Raw genomic sequence first — 22,525 nt, forward strand, 5'->3', positions numbered from 1 at the left:
GCAGGAAACCGTCGGAGTCGGGCAGCGGCACAGCGGCCCCCAGCAACGGATGCCCCGCCGCGTCCAGCCCCACCGACGCCACATCCCCGGCGCCGTTGGCTTCGGGATCCAGCCAGAAGCGCGCACGCTGGAAGGCATACGTCGGCAGATCCACCCGCCTGGCCGCCATTCCGGCGAAGACCCCAGCCCAATCGACGGACACGCCGCCGACATACGCCGTGGCCAGTGAGGTCATGAACCGCTCCAGCCCTCCTTCCTCACGGCGCAGCGAACCCACAGCCGTGACGCGAGTGGCGTGGTCCTCGGCAGTCTGCTCCACGCCCATCGTCAGCACAGGGTGGGCACTGGCCTCGATGAACACCTGGAAACCATCGGACAGCAGGACACGGACGGTCTCGTCGAAACGCACCGTCTGACGCAGATTCCGGTACCAGTACCCGGCGTCGAGACCGGCCGTATCGAGCACCCCACCGGTCACCGTCGAATAGAACGGCACCGACGACGAGCGCGGGGCGATTCCCGCGAGGATCTGCTGGAGCTCGTCCTCGATGGCCTCGACGTGAGCGCAGTGCGAGGCGTAATCCACCGGGACACGACGCGCCCGGATCCCCTCGCCCTCGCATACCGCCATCAGCTCGTCCAACGCGTCCGCGTCACCGGAGACCACGACCGCCGAAGGCCCGTTCACCGCCGCCACCGACAACCGCTCACCCCACGCCTCAAGCCGCTCCCGCACCTCCTCCACCGGCAGCGACACCGACACCATCCCGCCGAGCCCCGACAACGCCCGCAGCGCCTTGCTCCGCAGCGCCACCACCTTCGCGGCGTCCTCCAGCGACAACGCACCCGCCACACACGCCGCCGCGATCTCACCCTGCGAATGACCGATGACCGCGGCGGGCTCCACACCGTACGAACGCCACAGCTCAGCCAGCGACACCATCACCGCCCACAGCACCGGCTGCACCACGTCCACCCGCTCCAACGCCTCCGCGGCGCCCTCCCCGCCGCGCAGCACCTCCGCGAGCGGCCAGTCCACGTACGGCGCCAACGCCGCCGCACACTCACCCACCCGCTCCGCGAACACCGGAGACGACTCCAGCAGCCCTGCCGCCATCCCCACCCACTGCGACCCCTGACCAGGGAAGACGAACACCGCTTGGTCACGAGCGGTGGCTGTCCCCCGCACCACGCCGGGGGACACGTTCCCCTCGGCCAACGCGCCCAGGCCGTTGAGGAGACCGTCGCCGTCGCTCGCCAGCACCACCGCCCGGTGCTCGAACACACTGCGCGTGGTCGCCAACGACAGCCCGACATCGGCGGGCGAGACCCCCCGGCGCTCACGCACATGCGTCAGCAGCCGCTCCGCCTGCGCCTCGACGGCGGCGTCCGACCGGCCGGAGAGCACCCACGGCGTGATCTCCGGCAGCTCCGCGGCCAGGTCCTCGTCGGCGGCGGCAGGGCTGGGGGCGTCGTCGAGCGGGGCCTGTTCCAGCACGGCGTGGGCGTTGGTGCCACTCATCCCGAAGGAGGAGACTCCCGCGCGCCGCGGCCGCCCCGTCTCCGGCCACGGCATGTCGTCCGTCAGCAGGCTCACGCCCCCCGCGGACCAGTCCACATGCGACGACGGCTCATCGATGTGCAGCGTCTTCGGCAGCGCGCCGTGCCGCATCGCCATCACCATCTTGATGACACCGGCCACACCGGCCGCCGCCTGCGCATGGCCGATGTTCGACTTCACCGAGCCGAGCCACAGCGGCTGGTCCACCGGCCGGTCCTGGCCGTAGGTGGCCAGCACGGCCTGGGCCTCGATGGGATCGCCCAGCTTGGTGCCGGTGCCATGTGCCTCGACCGCGTCCACCTCGGTCGGCGAGAGCCCGGCGTTCGCCAGCGCGGCACGGATCACCCTCTGCTGAGACGGGCCGTTCGGGGCGGTCAGGCCGTTGGACGCGCCATCCTGGTTGGTCGCCGTACCCCGCACGAGGGCCAGCACCTCGTGCCCATTGCGTCTGGCGTCCGACAGCCGCTCCACGAGAAGCAGCCCGACGCCCTCGGCGAATCCGAAGCCGTCGGCACGATCGCTGAACGCCTTGCACTTGCCGTCCACGGACAGGGCGCGCTGACGGCTGAAGTCCACCAGCCCGACCTGTGTGGACATCACCGTCGCGCCGCCGGCCAGCGCCATGTCGCACTCGCCCTGGCGCAGCGCCTGGACCGCGAGGTGCAGCGCCACCAGCGACGACGAGCACGCGGTGTCCACCGTCACGGCCGGGCCCTCGAGACCCAGGGTGTAGGAGATCCGGCCCGAGGCCACGCTGCCGGCGCTCCCGATGCCGAGGTAGCCCTCAATGCCTTCGGGAGAGTTCCCCTGCAGACGGGTGCCGTAGTCGTTGTACACGACGCCGACGAAGACGCCGGTCCGGCTCCCCTTCGCCGTCTCGGGAGCGATACCGGCCCGCTCGAACGCCTCCCACGACGTTTCCAGCAGCAGCCGCTGCTGCGGATCCATCGACAGCGCCTCACGCGGCGAGATCCCGAAGAACTCCGGGTCGAACTGGTCCGCCTCGTAGAGGAAGCCACCGTTGCGGGCGTAGTACGTGCCCTCACGCGAGGGGTCCGGGTCATAGGTCGACTCGAGGTCCCAGCCACGGTTGGACGGGAGCGACGACGTGGCGTCGGTCCCCGCCATCACCAACTGCCACAGCTCCTCGGGGGTCCGCACATCACCGGGGAAACGGCAGCTCATGGCCACGATCGCGATCGGGTCGTCGTCCGTGCGGGACGGGCCGTCGGACGGTCCGCCCACCGCCGTGCTGGCCGCCCCCTGGGACCCGAGGATCTCCGAGCGCAGATGGCCCGCCAGTACCGTCGGGTTCGGGTAGTCGAAGACGAGCGTCGCCGGGAGGCGCAGACCTGTTTCCGAGCTCAGACGGTTCCGCAGTTCCACGGCGGTGAGCGAGTCGAAGCCCAGTTCCTTGAAAGGCCGTCCCACCTCGACGGTGTCCGACTTCGCATGGCCCAGGGCAGCGGCCACCTGGACGCGGATCAGCTCTTCGAGCAGGAACTGCTCCTGATCCGCCTCGGACATGCTGACCAGTCGCCGCCGCAGGCGTGCGACGACATCGTCCACGTCCGCGTCTCCGGCACCGGCGACACGCCGGACGGTCATCCCGGGCACGACATTGCGGAAGAGGGCGGGGAGTTCGGCGCCCTGCGCACGCAGCGCCGGAATGTCCAGTCGGAAGAGAACGGGTACCGCCGCGTCCGCGACCAGAGCGGCGTCGAACAGCTCGAGGCCCTCGTCCGTGGCCAGTGGCACCACGCCCGAGCGGGATATCCGCTGGATGTCGTCCTCGCCGAGGTGTCCAGTCATACCGCTGGCCTCGGCCCACAGACCCCACGCCATCGACACACCCGGCAGCCCCTGAGCGCGACGCCACGACGCGAGGCCGTCCAGGAACACATTCGCCGCCGCGTAATTGCTCTGCCCCGCACCGCCCAGCACACCAGTGGCCGAGGAGAACAGCACGAACGCCGACAGGTCCATCCCCGCGGTCAGCTCGTGCAGATTCCACGCCGCGTCCACCTTCGCCCGCAGCACCGGCTCGACCCGCTCGCGGGTCAGCGACGTCAGCAACCCGTCATCGAGCACACCCGCCGCATGCACCACGCCACTCAGGCCAAAGCCCTCGGGCAGCCCCGACAACACCCCGACCAGAGCCTCACGGTCCGCGGCATCACACGCCGCGATCACCACCTCGGCGCCCGCGGCCTCCAACTCGGCCCGCAGCTCGGACGCACCCTCGGCCCCCGCGCCACGCCGAGACAGCAACACCAGCTTCTCGACGCCGTGCCGGGCCACCAGATGCCGCGCCACCAAGCCGCCCAGCACACCCGTACCGCCCGTCAGCAGCACGGCGCCGGAACCGAACACCCCCGGCTCCGAGGCGTCGCCCGAGGGCTGCGGCCGGCCCAGGCGCGGCACCCGCACCGCACCCGACCGCACCACCACCTGGTCCTCACCCATGGCCAGCACCCGGGGAAGAAGACCATCGAGGCCGTCCAGGTCATCGGTGTCCACCAGCACCAGACGCCCAGGGTTTTCCGACTGCGCGGACCGCACCAGGCCCCACACCGCGGCCCCCGCCATGTCCACCACACCATCGCCCGCATCGACCGCGCCCCGGGTCACCACCACCAACCGCTCACCCACACGGTCCTCATCCGCCAACCACCCCTGCGCCCGCTCCAAGACCTCGAGCACACGCCCGTAGGCCTCACTCACCACATCCACGCCATCGGAGACCACCCGCATCACCTCTGTCCGCGGCGCGACCTCACCCCCGGCCACCGCAGCGCCGGGCGCGTCCACCCACTCGACCCGGAACAGCGCATCCCGCGCCGCCCCAGCCACGGCGTTCAGCTGATCGGCTGCAACCGGTCGCAGGACCAGCGACTCGACCGACGCCACCCCGCGCCCCGACTCGTCGCCCACCAGCACCGACACCGCGTCCGACCCGGCACCCGCCGGTGCCAGCCGCACCCGCAGCGAGGTCGCGCCCACCGCCTCCAGGGCGAATCCACGCCACGAGAACGGCAGCAGACTCCCCGAACCACCCGCCAGGCCCTCGCTCACCCCCATCGCGTGCAACGCCGCGTCGAACAGCGCCGGGTGCAGCCCGAACTGGCCCGCCCGCTCCCGCTCTCCCTCCGGGAGCTCGACCTCCGCGAACACCTCCCCATCGCGCCGCCACGCACTCTTCAACCCCTGGAAGACAGGCCCGTACTCCAGCCCGTTCTCCGCGGCCCGCGCATACTCACCCGACACATCAACCGGCTCGGCCCCCGCCGGAGGCCACACACCGAAGTCGAACTGAGCCCCGGAGAGGGGCGCGGCCGAACCGAGTACCCCATGGGCATGTCGCACCCATGCGGCGCCCTCACCATCCGCCTCCTCCCGCGAGAACACACTCACCTCGCGGAGGCCCGAAGCATCCGCCTCCCCCACCTCGACCTGGAGGTGTACACCACCCGTCGCGGGCACGATCAGCGGCGCTTCCAGGATCAGTTCCTCGACCCGGCCACAGCCGACCTGATCGCCCGCCCGCACCACCAACTCGACGAAGGCCGTCCCCGGCAGCAGCATCACACCGTGTACGGCGTGATCCGCCAGCCACCCATGCGTGGCCAGGGACAGCCGCCCGCTCAGCAGCACCCCGCCGCCGCTCGCCAACGACACCACGGCACCCAGCAACGGGTGCCCCAGCGAGCCCAGCCCCACCGAGCCCACGTCTCCCACACCGGCGGGCGCGTCAAGCCAGAAGCGCTCGTGCTGGAAGGCGTACGTCGGCAATTCCACGCGGCGGGCGCCGTGGCCGGCGAACGCCTTCGGCCAGTCGACGCCGGCCCCGCTGACGTAGAGCTCGGCGGCGGAGGTCAGGAACCGCTCAGGGCTGCCCTCGTCCCGTCGCAGCGTGCCGACGACCACGGCCTGCGCCTCAGCGGCCTCCACGGTCTGCTGCACCGGAAGGGTCAGCACCGGATGCGGGCTCACCTCGATGAACACGGTGTGGCCCTCATCCAGCAGCGTGCGAGTCGTGGCCTCCAGCTCGACGGTCTGCCGCAGGTTGCGGTACCAGTACTCCGCGTCCAGACCGGCGGTGTCCACCAGCTCACCGGAGACCGTCGAGTAGAACGGCACCTCCGACGAACGCGGCTCGATACCCGCCAGAACCTCCAGCAGCTCCTCGCGGATCCCCTCCACATGCGCGGAGTGCGAGGCATAGTCCACCGGAACCCGGCGAACCCGCACCTCCTCGCCCTCCAACCGCGCGACCATCTCATCCAGCGCACCCGGGTCACCCGACACCACGACCGAACCCGGGCCGTTCACCGCCGCCACCGAAATCGCACCGCCCCACGGGGCGAGACGCTCCTCCACCTGGTCCACCGGCAGCCCGACCGACACCATGCCACCACGGCCCGCGAGACCCCTCGCGATCGCCTGCGACCGCAAGGTCACCACCTTCGCGGCGTCCTCCAGCGACAACGCACCCGCCACACACGCCGCCGCGATCTCACCCTGGCTGTGACCCATCACCGCATCCGGCTCCACACCCACCGAACGCCACAGCTTCGCCAGCGACACCATCACCGCGAACAACACCGGCTGCACCACATCCACCCGGTCAAAACCGGGAGCACCCTCGGCACCGCGCAGCACATCCGTCAACGACCAGTCCACATACGCCGACAGGGCCGACTCACACTCGCCGACCGCCTCCGCGAACACCGGCGAGGACTCCAGCAGCCCCACCGCCATACCCACCCACTGCGCCCCCTGACCCGGGAACACGAACACCGAACGGCCAGGCGTTTCGGCATCCTTTCCCCAGACCACACCGGAGAGCTTCGCCCCCTCGGCCACCGCCTCCAGACGCTCGAGGAGTTCCTCGCGGCCGGTCCCGGTCACCACGGCCCGCTGCTCGAACGCGAACCTGGTCGTCGCCAGCGAGAGCGCCACATCGGCGGCGCCCAACTCCGGACGCTCCGCCACGAACTCCCGCAGCCGTCCGGCCTGCTCCCGCAGCGCCGCGTCGGTCTTGCCCGACACCACCCACGCCACCGGGCCCGCGATACCCGCGACACCACTGTCGGCGGGCTCCTCGGTCTCGGCCTCGGCCGCCTCGGCCTCCGGAGCCTGCTCCAGGATCACATGCGCGTTCGTCCCGCTCACGCCGAACGAGGACACACCGGCCCTGCGCGGCTCACCCGTCTCCGGCCACGGGGTGGACTCGGTCAGCAGCTCGATCTCGCCCTCGGACCAGTCCACGTGGCTCGACGGGGCGTCGACATGCAGCGTCTTCGGCAACACGCCGTGCCGCATCGCCATCACCATCTTGATGACGCCGGCGACACCGGCGGCGGCCTGCGTATGGCCGAGGTTGGACTTCAGCGAGCCCAGCCACAGCGGCCGCCCCTCCGGCCGGTCCTGCCCGTACGTGGACAACAGCGCCTGCGCCTCGATCGGGTCGCCCAGCGTGGTACCCGTACCGTGCGCCTCGACGGCGTCGATCTGGCCGGGGGTCAGCTCGCAGTTTTCCAGGGCCTGCCGGATCACCCGGCGCTGTGACGGGCCGTTGGGGGCCGTCAGACCGTTGCTGGCGCCGTCCTGGTTCACCGCGGAGCCGCGTACCACCGCGAGTATCTGGTGCCCGTTGCGCCGGGCGTCGGAAAGCCGCTCCACCAGCAGCACACCGATGCCCTCTGACCATGTGGTGCCGTCGGCGCCGTCGGCGAACGCCTTGCACCGGCCGTCGGGGGCCAGTCCACGCTGGCGGCTGAAGGTGACGAAGCCCTTGGGGCTCACCATGACCGTCGCACCGCCGACCAGCGCCATGGAGCACTCGCCCTGACGCAGCGCCTGCGCGGCCAGGTGCAGGGCGACCAGTGCCGATGAACAGGCGGTGTCCACGGTCAGCGCGGGGCCTTCGAAGCCGAAGGTATAGGAGACACGGCCCGAGGCGATGCTGGTGGTGGCGCCGTTGTGGAGGTAGGGCTCGATCTCGTCCGGGATCTGCGCGGCCTCGGATGCGTAAGTGGTGTGCATGGCGCCGGTGAAGACGCCCGTCTGGCTGCCACGAAGTGACGCGGGGTCGATGCCCGCCCGCTCCATAACCTCCCACGACGTCTCCAGCAGCAGCCGCTGCTGGGGGTCCATGGCCAGGGCCTCACGCGGCGAGATGCCGAAGAACCCGGAGTCGAATTGGTCCGCGTCGTGGAGGAAGCCGCCTTCGCGAACGTAACTGGTACCCGGGTGCTCCGGGTCCGGATCGTAGATCCCCTCCACGTCCCAGCCGCGGTTTGCCGGGAAGGGGGAGATCGCGTCCGTTCCGTCGGCGACCAGCTGCCACAGCGCTTCCGGAGAATTCACTCCACCCGGAAATCGGCAGGCCATACCGATGATGGCAATGGGCTCGGTGGCCGAACTGATCAACTGGCGGTTCTGACGCCGAAGCCGCTCGATTTCCTTGAACGACTTGCGCAGTGCTTCAACGGCTTTGTTCTGGTTGGATGCAGCGGGCATCAGAAACTCCACACTTAACGCGTCGTTCGCTGGGAGAGCGCAACGGCCCTGAAAGTAATGAAAACACGGACTGCCAGACGGACACTCGACACACTAGCCCTGGACCCATAAGGGAAACCCTAGAAACCCACTCAGGCGTGGTTGACACCCCCGGGCGTGTTCCCGGGATTTTGTTTCAACAGCGTTTCATCGACCGTGTGACACTTGCCACTATGCGTTCTCCGCCGCTATTCGCGCCCCTGAAATTTCATGCGCTGTTTTCACACGCCAGGGTCTTCTTCGATACGGATCGCACCGGTCGGGCAGCGGGATACGACCTCTCGCAGAACGTCCAGCCGTCCGGTGTCGGGCTGCGCGTCGAGCAGAACGACGGAGCCGTCATCGTCGCTCTGGTCGAACAGGTCAGGCGCGATCAGCGCGCACTGGCCGGCCGAACAGCACACCTCACGGTCGGCGGTGATCCTCATCGGGTCTCAGTCCTACCTTGTTGTCTGTGGTACGTCTTGTGGGCAACTCGCGTGACGGACGGTGCGAGAATTCCACACCGCCCGTCAGCACTTACCGCTTGATGTCTCGCTCAGTCGTCCCAGGTGACGGGGAGCGAGCTGGGGCCGTAGTGCACGAAGTCGTCGCGCATCGGGACCTCGTCGCTCGGCACGGCAAGTCGCAGCGTGGGGAACCTGTCGAACAGGGCCTCGTAGCCGACGCGCAGGATCGTGCGGGCCAGGTGCTGGCCGAGACACTGATGGACACCGTGGCCGAGTGCCAGGTGCCCATGGTCCGTACGGCCGATGTCCAGCTGATCGGCGTTGTCGTAGCGCTCGGGGTCGCGGTTGACGGCGGGGAGGGCGACGGTGACCACCTCGCCCTTCTTGATGGCCTGACCGGCGAACTCGACGTCTTCCAGCGCCCATCGGCCGGCCCCGAGGTGGGAGATGGTGAGGAAGCGGAGGAGCTCCTCGACGGCGGCCCCCATGAGCTCCTGGTCCTCGCGGAGCCTGGCCAGTTGATCGGGGTGCTCGAGCAGGGTGAAGACGCCCATGGCGAGCATGTTGCCCGTGGTGTCGAAGGCCCCGCTGATCAACGTGGCCGCCATGCCCATGAGTTCTTGCTCATTGAGCTGCCCGCCCCGGATCAGGTCTCCGAGGAGATCGTCGCGGGGGTCGGCCATCTTGACGGGGATGAAGCGGGCCAGGAATCCACTCATCCCGGACACGGCGGCAAGCGCCTCGGGAACGGTGGAGGAGAGCCGTCCGAGCGTCTCCACGTGCCGCTGGAGGGTCTTCCGCTCCGATTCGGGGACGCCGATCATCTCGCACATCACCCGGGAAGGGACGGAGTCGGTGAAGACCTCCACCAGATCAGCGCCCGGCCCGGCCTTTTCCAGATCGTCGAGTTGTTCGTGCACGATACGCTCGATCATGGGGGCGAGCTGACGCGTGCGCCGGACCGTGAAAAAGCCGGTGAGCAGCTTGCGGTACTGACCGTGGATCGGGTCGTCCGTCTTGGCAAAGGCGCCGGGGTCGGCCGCAACACCGTCGTACTGCAGCTCGGTGGGGACGGGAGCGACCAACCCTTCCTGACGCGCGCTGAAGCTCTTATGGGTGAGCAGTTCCTTTGCTTCGGCGTGACGCGTGATGAGCCACCCGGACGACCCGTCCGGATAACTCATGCGCGTTATCCGCTCCCGCTCGCGCAGGGGGCTGTAACCATCCGGAGGGTTGAAGGGGTGACTCCGCTTGGTAGGCAGTGGCACTGGGGGGTGCAGGGCGTCGACCAAGACTCCTCCATCGATTTCAAAACCCAAGCATCGAGGTCGTCGGCGGCTACACCGGCTGGCTCGATCTCGATGCTAGCTTCGCCGTCGGCCCGATAGCGCACCGAAAGGCCCCCGCAGGCAAGTTCTGCAAATTTCCTTAGTCAGAGGCGGGAGCCGTTGACCCCGTGCGCGCGGGCACACTCACCGCGCGGACCGCGACGTCTGAGCGCGGCCGTCCCAACCGCCTCCCTACCCCGGACGCACCGTGTCCAACCACCCCTGTTGGCCGTCGATCGAATGTCGGCCATCCCTTCTAAGTCGATTGTCTTAATAAGACGATCGCCTTACGATGATCACAGGTCCCCGACAGCGGAGGAGTCCCCCCATGACGCGAGCCATCCCCGACTACCCCTTCGAGCAGCCCAACGCACTGGAGCCCCCTCGGGAATGGGCCGAGACGCGGGCCACGTGCCCCGTCGCGCATGTACGGATGCCCAGTGGGGACGTGGTCGGTCTGCTGACCGGGTACGAGGAGGTTCGCGGGCTGCTGGCCGACCCTCGGTTCAGCCGCAATCTCGCCCGCGAGGGCGCCGCGCGCATGTCGACCACCGAGGACGGGGGGACGTTCAGCCGGCCCTCCCAGGGTGACGCCGACATCAAGGAGGGCCCGGGACACCGGAGGTGGCGACGGCTGCTCAGCCGCGCGTTCACGGTCAAGAAGATGGAGGCCTGGCGCCCACGTGTCCAGGAGATGGCCGACGAGTTGGTGGATGCCATGCTGGCCAAGGGGTCACCCATGGACCTCCGCGCGGCACTGGCCCTCCCCCTTCCCGTGCGGGTCATCTGCGCACTGCTGGGCGCGCCGAGCGCGGACCAGGACAAGTTCGCGCGCTGGTCGGAGACGCTGCTGACGTTGACGCGCTACACCCAGGCCGAAGTGGACGACGCACAGGCGGAGTTCCGCGCCTACGCATCCGATCTCGTGGAGCGCAAACGGGCGCGGCCGGGTGATGACCTGCTCAGCGAGCTGACCCAGATCACCGACAGCCAGGACGGCCGGCTCAGCCACGACGAACTCATCGCCACCGTGGTCGGGCTCCTGCTCGCGGGGCACGAGACCACCTCGAACATGATCCTCAAGATGACGGCGATGCTGCTGTCGGAGCGGGAGTGCTACGAAACCGTGGTCGCCGATCCCGGCCTGGTGCCGGGAGTGGTGGAGGAAGCGCTGCGGATGGACGCCCTCGGCGGCGTGGGCATCCCCCGGTTCATCACCGAGGACACGGAGGTCAGCGGGGTGCCGGTCGGCGCCGGGAGCACCTTGTTCGTCAATCTGCACGCCGCCAACCGGGACGAGCGGAAGTTCCCCGACCCCGACCGGTTCGATCCGCGCCGGGAGAACAGCGCCCAGCACGTCGCCTTCGGCGCCGGACCGCACTTCTGTGTCGGCCAGACGCTGGCCCGGGTGGAACTCCAGGTGTGCCTGGCCACCTTCGTCAGCCGACTGCCCGAGCTGCGGCTGCGGGACGCCCCGGAGGACCTCCGCGTGCGTGAGGGGATCTCGGCGGGCGGGTTCGAGGACCTGTGGGTCACATGGTGACGCTCCGGGGCGGCGCGGTGAGCGAGCGGAGCCGCCCGTGTGAGGGCCGGGGCGTGCCTGACCGGTGCCATTAGCCTGACGGGATGACTCCTCCCGGCCCGGCTGCCCCGCCCTCTCCACGCTCCGTGCTCGCGCGGGACAAACTGATGCGCACCGCTGAGCGGCTCTACGCCGAGCGCGGCTTCGCGAACGTCTCGGTCCGGCAGATCAGCGAGGCGGCCGGCCAGCGCAACAACTCCGCGGTGCAGTACCACTTCGAGAGCCGTGACGGGCTCATCAAGACGATCCTGTCGAGCCACACCCGTCTCGTCGAGAAACACCGCATCACGATGGTGGAGGCGCTGCGCGAGCGGGAGACCGTGTCCCTGGAGGAGCACTACGGCTGTCTGATCCTGCCGACCGTCGAGAACCACATCGAGGCGGGCACGCCCGCGTGGAGTGCCCGCTTCTTCGCCCAGGCCCTCGTCGAACCCGCGCTACGCGACTACGTCCTGCGGGACCATCTGGACACTCCCTCGCTCCGCGTGCTGGACGAGATCGGTGCCATCCGCCGGGACGGCGTCCGCCCCGAACTCATCGCCCGGCACGGCACCATGGTGCGCCAGCTCTCCGTACACGCCTTCGCCGAGCTGGAATACGACCTGGCGAACGGCCGCCTCGACCCCGCCACGGCGGAGGACTCCTGGCGGGCACTGGGCCAGGACCTGATCACGGCACTGTGCGGACTCACCACCGCCCTGCTCGGCCCTCGCTGACCGCGGGGCCTCCCCACGTCCCTCGGTGACCGCGGGGCTTCCCCACGTCCCTCGCCGACCGGGGCTTCCCCACGGTCCCGGAGACGCCGGGAGGACACGGGGGTGACGGCCCCGTCACGCCCGTGCTGCCACCCTCGTCGGGGAGTGTCAGCGGGACACCACGTTCCTGTCGGCACCGACATGCGTGGGAGGGGTTCCGTCCGATGCCACCGCCGAAGTCTCTCGCGCTGCGGCCCAGGGCGTCGAAGACGGTACCGGCCCCCGCACAGGATCGGCCGGAGGCGCGCGGCCCCGGTCGCCCCCAGACACCCCTCTCCAACGCGGCGGTGACGGCCGCCCTGTCCGGTGGACGCGGACCCGCGGCACCCCCGCCCGCCGCCACCCGGTTGCGTACCACCGGGCAGGACACGGTCGGCAATGGCGCGGTCGCCGCGGCCCGCCGTACCGAGACCGCGCCTGCGCAGCAGCCGCCCACGGCCGGAGCGGAGCGGGCGGAAACGGCGGAAGCGGCGCCCGCGGCCTCCCCCGCCGCCCCCGAGGGCAAGGCCCGGCCCGGCCCGGGAACGGACCCGAAGTTCGCGACGCTCAAGAAGGACGTACGGCGCAAGAAGCGCTCGGTGGCCGGCTCGCACCCGCCTCCGAAGGCGGAGGCCGGGGCCGCGCAGGACGCCGCCCGGCCGCCCAAGGACGACGAAGAGGCGCAGGGCAAGACCGCCAACGCCGAGAAGATGAACGAGGCGAAGCCGAAGGACTTCGACAAGGACGCGTTCATCAGGGCTGTCGAGAAGGCCATCGCCGAGAAGGCACCGAAGAACCTCGACGAGGCCGACAAGTTCGCCGGCTCCGGCAAGGCCGACGAGGTCCGCGCGGAGGTGCACGGCAAGGTCGGCGAGGGCAAGGCGGACTCGGCCGAGCAGATCGCCACGACGACCGCGGCACCGCCGGACACCTCGGCGGCCGTGCCCAAGAAGGTCGTCCCGATGACCCCGGACCGGCCCCCCGGAACCCCGGCCACGCCCAACCCGGCCAACGCCGTACCGGACAAGCTGCCGCCGTCGGCCACCGACCTGTCCGCGGGACCCGCACAGGTCGAACGGCAGCTGGCGGACGCGCAGGTCACCGAGGCGCAGCTGCAGAAGTCCAACGAGCCGACGTTCAAGAACGCCCTGGGCGAGAAGAAGGCCGCCGAGCAGCACTCCGAGGCGGCTCCCGGCCGGATGCGGGGGCACGAGAGGAAGGAGCTGAACGCGGCCACCGCGCAGGCGAGGCGGCTCGGTGCCGCGGCCATGGGCGCGATGGGCGCCCAGCGGGTGCGCACCGGTCAGCAGGTCGGTACGGGCAAGTCCGGCGCCAAGGGGCGGGACGAGGAGAAGCGGGCCCAGGTCACGGCGGTCCTGCAAGGGGTCTTCGACACGATGCAGAAGGATGTCGAGGCCATTCTCAACGGCCTCGACAAGCTGGTGGACGACCGGTTCGGCCGGGGCGAGAAGGCGGCGCGGGACGCGTTCACCGCCGAGCACCAGCGGAAGATGGACGAGTACAAGGACCGCCGGTACTCGGGTGTGAGGGGCAAACTCCGCTGGGTGCGGGACAAGTTCGCCGGGCTGCCCGCGGAGGCGGACAAGATCTTCGAGGAGGCCCGCGACAACTACATCCGCCGGATGCGGCAGGTGATCTCGGACGTCGCCGACACCATCGGCGCGGAGCTGAACCGGGCCAAGCGCCGTATCGCGCAGGGCCGGGGCGAGTTGCAGGACGCGGTGCGCAAGCTCCCGGCCGATCTGCGGTCCATCGGGCAGCAGGCGGCCGCCGAGTTCGCCGACAAGTTCGATGAACTCACCCAGTCCGTGGACGACAAGGGCACTCAGCTCGTCGACACGCTGGCCACCAAGTACACCGACGCGCTCAAGTCCGTGGACGACGAGATCGCGGCGGAGAAGGAGAAGAACAAGGGTCTGGTGGCCAAGGCCGTGGACGCGGTCAAGTCCGTGATCAACACCATCCTGGAGCTGAAGCGGCTGCTGCTGTCGGTCCTCGCCAAGGCCGCGTCGGCGGTCATGCTGATCCTCAAGGACCCGATCGGCTTCCTGCGCAACCTGGTCTCGGCCGTCGGCGCGGGCCTGCGGCAGTTCCTGCGGAACATCGGCCGGCATCTGCAGCAGGGCATCCTGTCCTGGCTGCTCGGCAAGACGGCCGAGGCGGGCATCGAACTGCCGCCGAAGTTCGACGTCCAGGGCGTGCTGAAGATGCTCGCCTCCCTGCTCGGGCTGACCTGGCAGTCGATCCGCGCCCGCATCGTCCGCAAGGTGCCGAGGATGGAACCGGCGGTCGCCGCGGCCGAGACCGCGGTGCCGCTGGTCGCGGAGGTCCGCAAGCGCGGCGTCGCCGGGATGTGGGACGACCTCAAGACCCGCGTGGGCGACCTGCGCAAGGATCTGCTGGACAAGGTCATCGCCTACGTCACGCCGACGATCGTCGTCGCCGGGATCATGTGGGTGATCTCGCTGCTCAACCCCGCGTCGGCGTTCGTCCGGGCGGTGAAGCTGATCATCGACATCGTGCGCTTCATCGTCACCCAGGCGCGCCAGATCATCGAGTTCGTGAACACCGTTCTCGACGCGGTCATCGCGATCGCGAGGGGCGGCAGCGGGGGTGTGCCGGGCCTGATCGAGCAGGCCCTGGCCCGCTCCGTCCCCGTCCTGCTGGGCGTCCTGGCCGCGATCCTGGGGGTCGGCGGCATCGCCTCCCGGGTCAAGGGCATCGTCCAGGCGATGTCCAAGCCGGTGAACCGGGCGGTGGACTGGGTGATCGACAAGATCGTGGGGCTGGTGAAGAAGCTCTGGTCCAAGATCAAGCTGAAGTTCGGGAAGAAGAAGCCCAAGCCGAAGCCGAAGCGCCGCCCGGACCGGAGGCGTCCGGGCAGGCCACGCCGCCGAAACCGTCCGGACCAGCGGCGCCGCCCCGGCCGGCGCAGGCCGAAGCGAAGGCGCGACCCGAAGAAGAAGCGGCCCGGCAAGCGGCCGGACAAGCGGACCGAGGCGGACAAGAAGCGCGCCCTCGACGCCGCGGTGCGCGATGCGACGCATTTGCTCAACGAGGAGTCGGCCACAGTCAAGTCCGTACGGCGCGGGCTCCCGGACATCAAGCGGCGGCACCGCCTCACCCGGATCCGGCTCAAGAAGGTGACCGGGGACAAGTACCGCGTCAAGGTGGCCATCAACCCGGAGGCGGAGACCCCGATCGAGGACCTGGGCGACAAGTTCCCCTACAAGATCGGCCCGGCCGAGGGGAATTTCAAGATCAGGAAGCATGGGAAGGTGGTCGACCAGCTCAACCCGGTCAAGAACCTTCCCATGGCCGGGCGCGACCGGCGGACCGGCTTCGTCGTCAACATCGCGACCATCCCGAGCCAGGTGAACCCGGGCATGGCCGCCCGCTACCTCCACGACGCGTGGAAGAGCCCCGAAACCAAGCACTTCGGACCGGTGAGCACGGCCGTCGTGATCGGCGTCAACACCTTCGAGCACCTCGACCAGAAGAACGACAGCAAGGTCCTCAACAAGGCCATCGACGCCGTCAAGCGGCCGGTGAAGCTCATCATGGCCGTGTTCGGCTTCATCTGGACGCCCAAGTGGCTCCACAACGACGGCCATGAAGTCCCCATGGCGGAGGTCCGCAAGAAGTACCGGGATCTGAAGACGGACCGCGAGAAAGGCATCGCCGAGCAACAGGAGAAGGGGCTGCGCGACAAGGGCGCGCTCCCCTACGGCCTCTTCCGCGAGGAGGTGACGAACTCCTCGTACACCCGCGAGGCGACGGCCATCCTGTCGCATGCGAACGACCAGGTCCACATCCTGGGCCAGGACGCCGACACCGGGGTCGCGGTGTCCGAGACGACCGGGGTCCTGGCCGCGTACAAGCAGATCCTGGACGCGATGGAGAGCCATCCGCAGATCACCATCGGCGGCTACCACTTCAAGGGCTTCAACTGGAGCCCGGAGGGCGACCAGCGCCCCAAGCAGCTCACCCTGCTCGCCAACGCGCTGGACCGGGCGATCCGGGTCGTCATCGGCAAGAAGTTCCCGCAGATGCTCTACCCGACCGAGCCGAACATGCTGATCAAGGCGTGGGACCGCCATCGGCCGGACGGTCTGTTCCAGAACGCCCGCCTCCACGCCCTGCGTCAGATCCAGGGCGGGCTCTACGGGGTCGGCGGTGCCGAAGGCCGCAAACTGCGGATCCGGTACATGGAGGTCTTCGGCGAGGACCTGCCCGTCGCCTACGTCCCCGAGGCGTCCACCACCACGAGCCCGGAGCCGGGCGACGAGGACCGCGGACTGACCAGGGAACCCTCGGACGTCCACTTGGCCGCCCGGGGCAAGAGACGGGCCAAGGGCGGTGCGGAGAAGGCCATTCGCGTCGCGCACCGGATGTACGCGCTCCTCATCCAGTCGCAGTCCTACGCCAGCGCCAACACCCTCGCCCGGGAGTACTTCTACGCGAATCCCGGGATGCCCAGTAGCCTGCAGCGCACACTGCGCGACACCGTCTTCGTCCACGTCGAGAACGTCGCGATGCTCATGGCGGACACCCCCCGGCTGACCGCCCGGAGCGCGAGCATCCAGGCGGAGCTGCAACGGCTGTCGGAGACCATCGACCGGCTCGTCCGCGACGCGGGCGGCGACCAGCGGCGTAAACAGGCCGTCCAGCGGGCCCACGATCTGGTCTCCGACATCATCAAGGCGATGACCGCCCCCGAGCTGCACACCTACTGGGAGAGTGTCGGCACGGCCCTGGATGAGGCCATGAGGGACGCGCCGGAGAGCGGAGGAGAGCAGCGGTGAACCCGGAGGCCGACATCGGCCGGCTGCGGGACGAGGCGTCACGCGAGGACTACGCCTCGATGGCCCGCCTGGCGCGGGCCCTGTACGCGAGCGGGCTGGGGTCGCGCGAGGTGCTGCGCGAGGCTTACGGCACCGGCTTCCCCGAAGAGGTCTTCGTCCTGGTCGGCGCCGGGCTGTCCACCCTCGACCTGCTGGCCTACTTCACCCATCAGCCCTGGCAGCTGGCCGTCCCGCCCGAACAGGGCGGCCCCCAGGAGGTTCCCGGCCCGCTGGCCGAGACCGAACAGCTGGTGCTGGCCCTGGACCCCGGGCTGCTGCCGCTGGTGCAGATTCCCGCGGCCACGTCCGCCGGGGACGACCGCATCGTGTGCTACCGGTTCGAGGAGCTGCGGGCGGGCCTGCCCACGGCCTTCAGCCTCCGTGCGGAGCCCTACCCCTACAGCGAGCTGCGGGACACCGAGGCGGTGCGCTGCGGGGAGTCCCTGCTCGCCGTTCTGGACGAGGTGCACGCCGACGACGTCCGCCGGCTCGAGGGGGAGCTCCACCAGCCGTGGAACCGGGGCGCCGGATCGGTGGACCGCGGCGAAGTGGAACAGGCGCACGCGTCCCTCGAGCTGGTCCGTAGGTTGCGGAGGCAGGCGACCGGGCGTCAGGAGGGCTGAGCGGCCATCGGCTTCGGCGGGACCACCATGCCCGTCGGCGGGTGCGTGACGGGGTTCGTCCGGGCCGCCGCGTCCGCCACCGCCGCGTTGCCCACCTGGTGATGGCCCGCCATGAGGAGATGTTCGACGGGGGTGGGCGGCTTCGCCGGAGTGGGGGCCGGGGCCGGGTTCTGGCGGGTGGCCGTGGCCGTTTCCTGGGGGCGGGCCGGTGGCACCGGGGCCAGGAGGCGGTGGAGGGAGAGCGGGGGTTCGGTGGGCAGCATCGGCTTCACCCCTGGGATGCGTCGTCGAGCAGATGGGCGTGCGGGCCCAGTTCGGTCGGGCGGAGCAGTCGGGCCTCGCGTTGGAACTGGCGTGCCACACCACGTACGACATGGCGCATGGCAATCGTATCGCCGCCCCCGTCCGCCGCCGCCAGTGCCGCCGTGCGGGCCGCCGCGGTGATGGCGGCGCCGGTCATGTCCAGGCGGGCCAGGGCGTCCAGGTCCACGTCGGGGGCGAGGGGGGCCTCCTGGGGGAAGGCGAGGCGCCACAGCCGGCGGCGTTCGGCGGCGGCCGGGCGGGGGAAGTGGACGACGAAGTGGAAGCGCCGGGTGAAGGCCGGGTCGATGTTGTCCTTCAGATTGCTGGTCAGGATGACCAGGCCGTCGCTGGCCTCCAGGCGCTGCAGCAGATAGCCGACTTCCAGGTTGGCGTAGCGGTCGGTGCCGTGTTTCACCTCGCCGCGCTTGCCGAACAGCGCGTCGGCCTCGTCGAAGAGCAGCACCGCGTGGCTCTCCTCGGCCTGCCGGAACGCGATCTCCATGTTCTTCTCCGTCTCCCCCACCCATTTGGAGACGACCTGGGCGAGGTCCACCTTGAGCAGTTCCAGGCCGAGCATGCCGGTGACGATCTCGGCGGACATGGTCTTGCCGGTTCCGGGCTCACCGGTGAAGAGCGCCTTGACCCCGCCGTGCCCGGAGCGGCGGGCGAAGCCCCAGCTCTCGGCGATCCGGGGCCAGGCGCGGAAGGCGGAGGCGATCTCCAGGATCTGGCGGAACTGGACGTCGGGCAGGACCAGGTCGTCCACGGTGCGGCGGGGCGTGATCGAGTGGACGGCGCTGCCGCTGCGGCCGCGGGTGACGGTGGCGATCGCGGGTTCGACATGGGCGGCGACCGGCTCCGGGCGTCCGTTGCCGGCCAGGCGCGCCCCGGCGTCCGCGACCGAGGCGACGGCGCGCAGTTCGCCGCCGCTCATCCGGTAGCGGACGGCGAGGTCTTCGAGGAGGGTTACGGACAGGTCCGGCAGGGCGGCCGACCACATGGCGCGGCGGTCGGTGAACCCGGGTACGGGCACGGTGAGTTCGGCGTAGGCGCGGGCGGCGAGCAGGCCCGCCGGGCGCCAGGGCTTGAGGCCGGTCAGGCACACCGGTACGCGCGAGCGGAGCAGCGCGGCGGACACCGCGTCGGCGGTGGCCCGCCGCGGCTCGCCGTGCAGATCGTCGGTGGGGATCCACAGCACCGCGCCCAGCAGGGCGGCCGTCCGCAGATCGGCCTCGGGGTCGTCGGTCAGGGTGCGCAGCGGTGCCCCGGCGGCCCGGGTCAGCGCCTGTACGGAGTCGAGTTGCCCGTCGGGCGGGCAGCCCCACAGCCCGGCCAGGTCGATATCACCGGAGCCCAGCGCCCGGCCCAGCCGGGTGAGCCGCTCGGAGGAGAGGTACGGGGACAGCATGCGCGGCTCCGGCGGGGCGACCTCGCCGGGGTCGTGGCCGAGCAGTCCGACGTCGCCGCCCCAGCCCAGCAGGAAGTCCAGCACCCCGGGGCCGGGGAGGAGTTCCTGGGCGAGTTCGACCGCGGCCTCGCCGTGTGCGCGCAGCAGTCCGTAGCGGCGCAGCGGCCCGGCGGGGCCGAGGGAGCGGCGCAGGGCGAGGCGCGCGGCCGCGCTGTCCGCGCCCACGGCCAGCAGCAGTTCCACGCTGGGCAGCCGCCGGTTGAGGTTGTCCACGATGTAGGCGTAGATCCGCTCGTAGCCGCGGTCCAGTTCGGGCGCGGCGGCCAGCAGCAGTGCGTCCTGCTCCGCGCGGGTCAGGCCGAACCGGGTGGCGAGCGCGTCCAGCGGCAGGGCCCGGCCCCCGGCGGACGCGCGCCGCCTCAGCTCCCGTTCGGCTTCCGGCTCCGGCGGCGGGGGCGCGCAGGGCTCGGCCATGGTGTCGGTGAAGGTGTGCACCTCGCCGAGCAGCACGTCGACCTGTTCGTCGGTCACGCAGTACGGGGTGAGGTCGGGTCTGGTGAGCCGGGCGGCGAGCCGGGCCTGGCGCTCGACGGCGGCCCTGAGCGCCCCGTGCAGGCCCGCCAGCCGTAGTCGCATGTGCTCCACCGCGGATGCGCCCATGGGTCTCACCCGGCCGAGAAGGTCAGGGTCCGGCCGCCCAGCCAGGCCACATCGGGCACGTCGGCGAGCAGGCCGCCGTTGTGGAGGTCCGCGTGGCGCCGTCCCATCGGTACGCGCACCCGGACGGCCGTGGCCTCGAACCGCACGGTGGCCTCCAGGTCGGCGAAGCGACGCAGGGCCGACAGGGGATCCGGTGTCTCGCGGTCGCGCCAGAGCGTCCAGGCGATGGTGGACAGGCCGAGCGCGGCGGCCAGGGTGACGGTGCGCTCGAGACCGCCGTCCCGGGCGAGCGGCACCGCCCGGCGCCCGGTGACCAGGGCGGTGACCAGGTCCGCGCACCGCTGGGCGTGGGCGGGCAGTTCGGCGGCGAGACGCGGGTCCGGTGCCGCGCCCTCGGCGGCCCACAGCGGGGTGCGCCAGGGCAGCCGCGCCACCGGGTCGCCGCGCAGCGGCCGTACGGAGGTGAGGAACGGCACGCCCGCCGAGGCCAGGTCGCGGAGGGTGCCTGGCGGCAGCGGCCCGTCGCAGAGCAGCACGGGCGGCCGCCCGGAGGACTCCCAGTGCGGCAGCAGTCCGGCGGCCTCCGCGGTCCAGGCGATGGGGAACATGCCGTTCGCGTCGATGAGGAGGAGCCCGTCGTCGGCCCCGGTGAGCAGCAGTGGGCCGGCGGGGTCGTGGCCCCGGCACACCGACAGCGCCAGAACGCCGTCGAGGACCGGGAGCGCGGGGCCCACCTGGCGGGCGAAGCCGGTCAGCCGTTCCTCGGCGACGGGTGACGGGAGTCCCGCGAAGGCGGCCGCGGCCTCGGTGTCGCGCTCGGCGCGGCGCCAGCCCCGCGTGGTCTCGCCGAGCACCTTGTACGCCAGGGCGGCCGCGAACAGCGGTGCCTGGTCGGCGAGTTCGATACCGGCCAGGGCGGACCCGATCGCGTCGAGGTACCCGATGCGGGCCAGGGGCCCGGCGAGCAGGAAGGGCAGGGCGGACCACACCCGTACCTCGCCGCTGGTCCGCGCACCGGCACTCGTGCTCGTTCCCGAGGTGGTCGCCGCGGCGGTGGAGCCCGTCGCACCGGGCGGCTCCTCGGTGCCCGGTGCGTACGGCCCGGCCAGGGACCGGACCAGGCGTACCGTCTCCTCGCGGTCGGCCGACGCCAGGAAGTCCGTGAGCAGCCGGGGCAGCTCCGTCGTGTCGGCGCCCGCGACGGCGGTGCGCAGCCGCTCGGGCAGCGCCTCGGCGGGCCCGGGGCGGGCGGCCCCGCCGAGTGGCGAGCGCGCGGGCGGAGGGTCCGCCGCGAGGGCGCGCCCGACGAGTTCGGCGAGCAGCCGTGCGGCCGCCGCGTCGTCGTCGCCGAGCAGGGCGAGGAAGTACGCCCGCACCGACGCGTCCGGCAACAGCGCGAGCAGCGCGTCCAGTTCGCCGCGCTCGGCGAGTTCGGCGAAGAGCGCGGCGGCGCCCGGGGCGGTCCACGGGGCCGCCGCGAACGACTCCTCGAAGGACCGCGCGAACGGCTCGGCGTCGCTGCCGGGTTCGCCGACGGGGTGTTCCACGAACGGTACCGGTGCGAAGTGGACCTCGACCGGCGGACCGCCGACCATCGAGCGGCCGGAGCGGCCCGGCCGGACGGTGACGGTCAGCGGCTCGGTGATCTCCACGTCCGGCCCGTCGGCGGCCAGCCGCTCGGCGAAGTGGTCCGCCAGCAACTCCGGCAGGGCCTCCACCACCTGGTGGATCAGCCCGCGGGGTTCGGGTCCCCAGCTCCATCCACCGCGCCGGACCACCGTGACGGTGCACCGGCGCACCGTGATCTCTCCGGGCTCGCCGCCATCGCCGGTCCCGCCGACTCGGCCGGTCCCGCCGGTCTCGCCAGTCCTGTCGGTCCCGCCGGCCCCGGCCGCGGGCGGCGCGGTGGGCGCGTTCACGTCACCCCCAGCCTCTCCAGGCGGCCCGCCCAGCCGACCGCGAGCACCAGCACCCCGTGCGCACTGCCCGCCACGAGGGTCACCGGCAGTTTCACCTGGGTCTGCTGGGCGGGGATCTCCCCGGTGAGCACATGGGTGTCCTGCTCGTCGGAGACCAGGGCGACCACGGGCGTGGCGCGGGCCGAGGCGACCTTCACGGTGACGGTGACCCCGTCCGTGGCCAGCGCGATGCCTTCGGTCCACGACGCGAGGCGCGCCAGCCCCGGTTTGGGCTTGCCCTCGGGCGTCAGCTCGACCCCGTAGGCCAACGGCTGGGCGAGGGCGCCCGGTTCGTCGTCCACGGCCGCCACATCCAGGTCCCGGGCGTTCAGCGGAAGGGTCGCCAGGCGGCCCTCGCCCAGGGAGACGCGCAGCGGCAGCGCGCGTCCGACGAGCGACGCCACATCGGCCGGGGCATCGGCGCCGGTCAGGGCGAGCGCGCCCACGACATGGCCGGTGTCGGCGGCGTACACCACGGAAAGAGCCATCG

11 protein-coding genes are annotated in these 22,525 nt (G+C 71.1%); 4 read left to right on the plus strand and 7 right to left on the minus strand.

Annotated features, from left to right (window positions below; genetic code table 11):
* From NP777_RS20850 to NP777_RS20860, 3 genes are all read right to left on the minus strand, one after another.
* The coding region (locus NP777_RS20850) for a type I polyketide synthase (protein ID WP_256651687.1) at window positions 1-8,086 on the minus strand (8,086 nt) is incomplete at its 3' end.
* A 260-nt stretch (window positions 8,087-8,346) separates the two neighbouring features.
* Window positions 8,347-8,553 (minus strand): ferredoxin, encoded by a 207-nt coding sequence (locus NP777_RS20855; RefSeq protein WP_256651688.1) that lies wholly within the window; start codon window positions 8,551-8,553, stop codon window positions 8,347-8,349.
* Window positions 8,554-8,663: 110 nt separating this feature from the next.
* Window positions 8,664-9,758 (minus strand): cytochrome P450, encoded by a 1,095-nt coding sequence (locus NP777_RS20860; RefSeq protein WP_256651689.1) that lies wholly within the window; start codon window positions 9,756-9,758, stop codon window positions 8,664-8,666.
* 472 nt (window positions 9,759-10,230) lie between these two features.
* Between NP777_RS20860 and NP777_RS20865 the strand changes: the two genes are divergently transcribed.
* From NP777_RS20865 to NP777_RS20880, 4 genes are all read left to right on the plus strand, one after another.
* Window positions 10,231-11,445 carry a cytochrome P450 gene (locus tag NP777_RS20865; protein ID WP_256651690.1) on the plus strand — a complete coding sequence of 405 codons (1,215 nt, stop codon included), beginning with the start codon at window positions 10,231-10,233 and terminating at the stop codon, window positions 11,443-11,445.
* 146 nt (window positions 11,446-11,591) lie between these two features.
* On the plus strand, window positions 11,592-12,200 hold the full coding sequence (locus tag NP777_RS20870) for a TetR/AcrR family transcriptional regulator (protein WP_256651691.1): 609 nt from the start codon (window positions 11,592-11,594) through the stop codon (window positions 12,198-12,200).
* A 203-nt stretch (window positions 12,201-12,403) separates the two neighbouring features.
* Window positions 12,404-17,044 carry a phage tail protein gene (locus NP777_RS20875; protein ID WP_256651692.1) on the plus strand — a complete coding sequence of 1,547 codons (4,641 nt, stop codon included), beginning with the start codon at window positions 12,404-12,406 and terminating at the stop codon, window positions 17,042-17,044.
* Window positions 17,041-17,706, plus strand: coding sequence for a hypothetical protein (locus NP777_RS20880; RefSeq protein ID WP_256651693.1), 666 nt, complete (start codon window positions 17,041-17,043; stop codon window positions 17,704-17,706). The genes NP777_RS20875 and NP777_RS20880 overlap by 4 nt, the downstream gene beginning before the upstream one ends.
* Here NP777_RS20880 and NP777_RS20885 read toward each other — a convergent pair.
* Genes NP777_RS20885 through NP777_RS20895 form a run of 4 tightly spaced genes read right to left on the minus strand, consistent with a single transcriptional unit; the run spans window position 17,694 to window position 22,523 of the window.
* Complete coding sequence (locus tag NP777_RS20885; RefSeq protein WP_256651694.1) at window positions 17,694-17,969, minus strand: hypothetical protein; 276 nt, start codon at window positions 17,967-17,969, stop codon at window positions 17,694-17,696. The two genes, NP777_RS20880 and NP777_RS20885, sit on opposite strands and share 13 nt — an antisense overlap.
* Before the next feature lie 5 nt (window positions 17,970-17,974).
* On the minus strand, window positions 17,975-20,077 hold the full coding sequence (locus tag NP777_RS20890; protein ID WP_305889983.1) for an ATP-binding protein: 2,103 nt from the start codon (window positions 20,075-20,077) through the stop codon (window positions 17,975-17,977).
* 5 nt (window positions 20,078-20,082) lie between these two features.
* On the minus strand, window positions 20,083-21,996 hold the full coding sequence (locus NP777_RS47775) for a hypothetical protein (protein WP_305889984.1): 1,914 nt from the start codon (window positions 21,994-21,996) through the stop codon (window positions 20,083-20,085).
* Complete coding sequence (locus NP777_RS20895; RefSeq protein WP_256651695.1) at window positions 21,993-22,523, minus strand: hypothetical protein; 531 nt, start codon at window positions 22,521-22,523, stop codon at window positions 21,993-21,995. The genes NP777_RS47775 and NP777_RS20895 overlap by 4 nt, the downstream gene beginning before the upstream one ends.
* Between the last annotated feature and the right edge of the window lie 2 nt (window positions 22,524-22,525).

Origin of the sequence: Streptomyces rugosispiralis (assembly GCF_024505145.1) — a bacterium.
GTDB lineage: Bacteria > Actinomycetota > Actinomycetes > Streptomycetales > Streptomycetaceae > Streptomyces > Streptomyces rugosispiralis.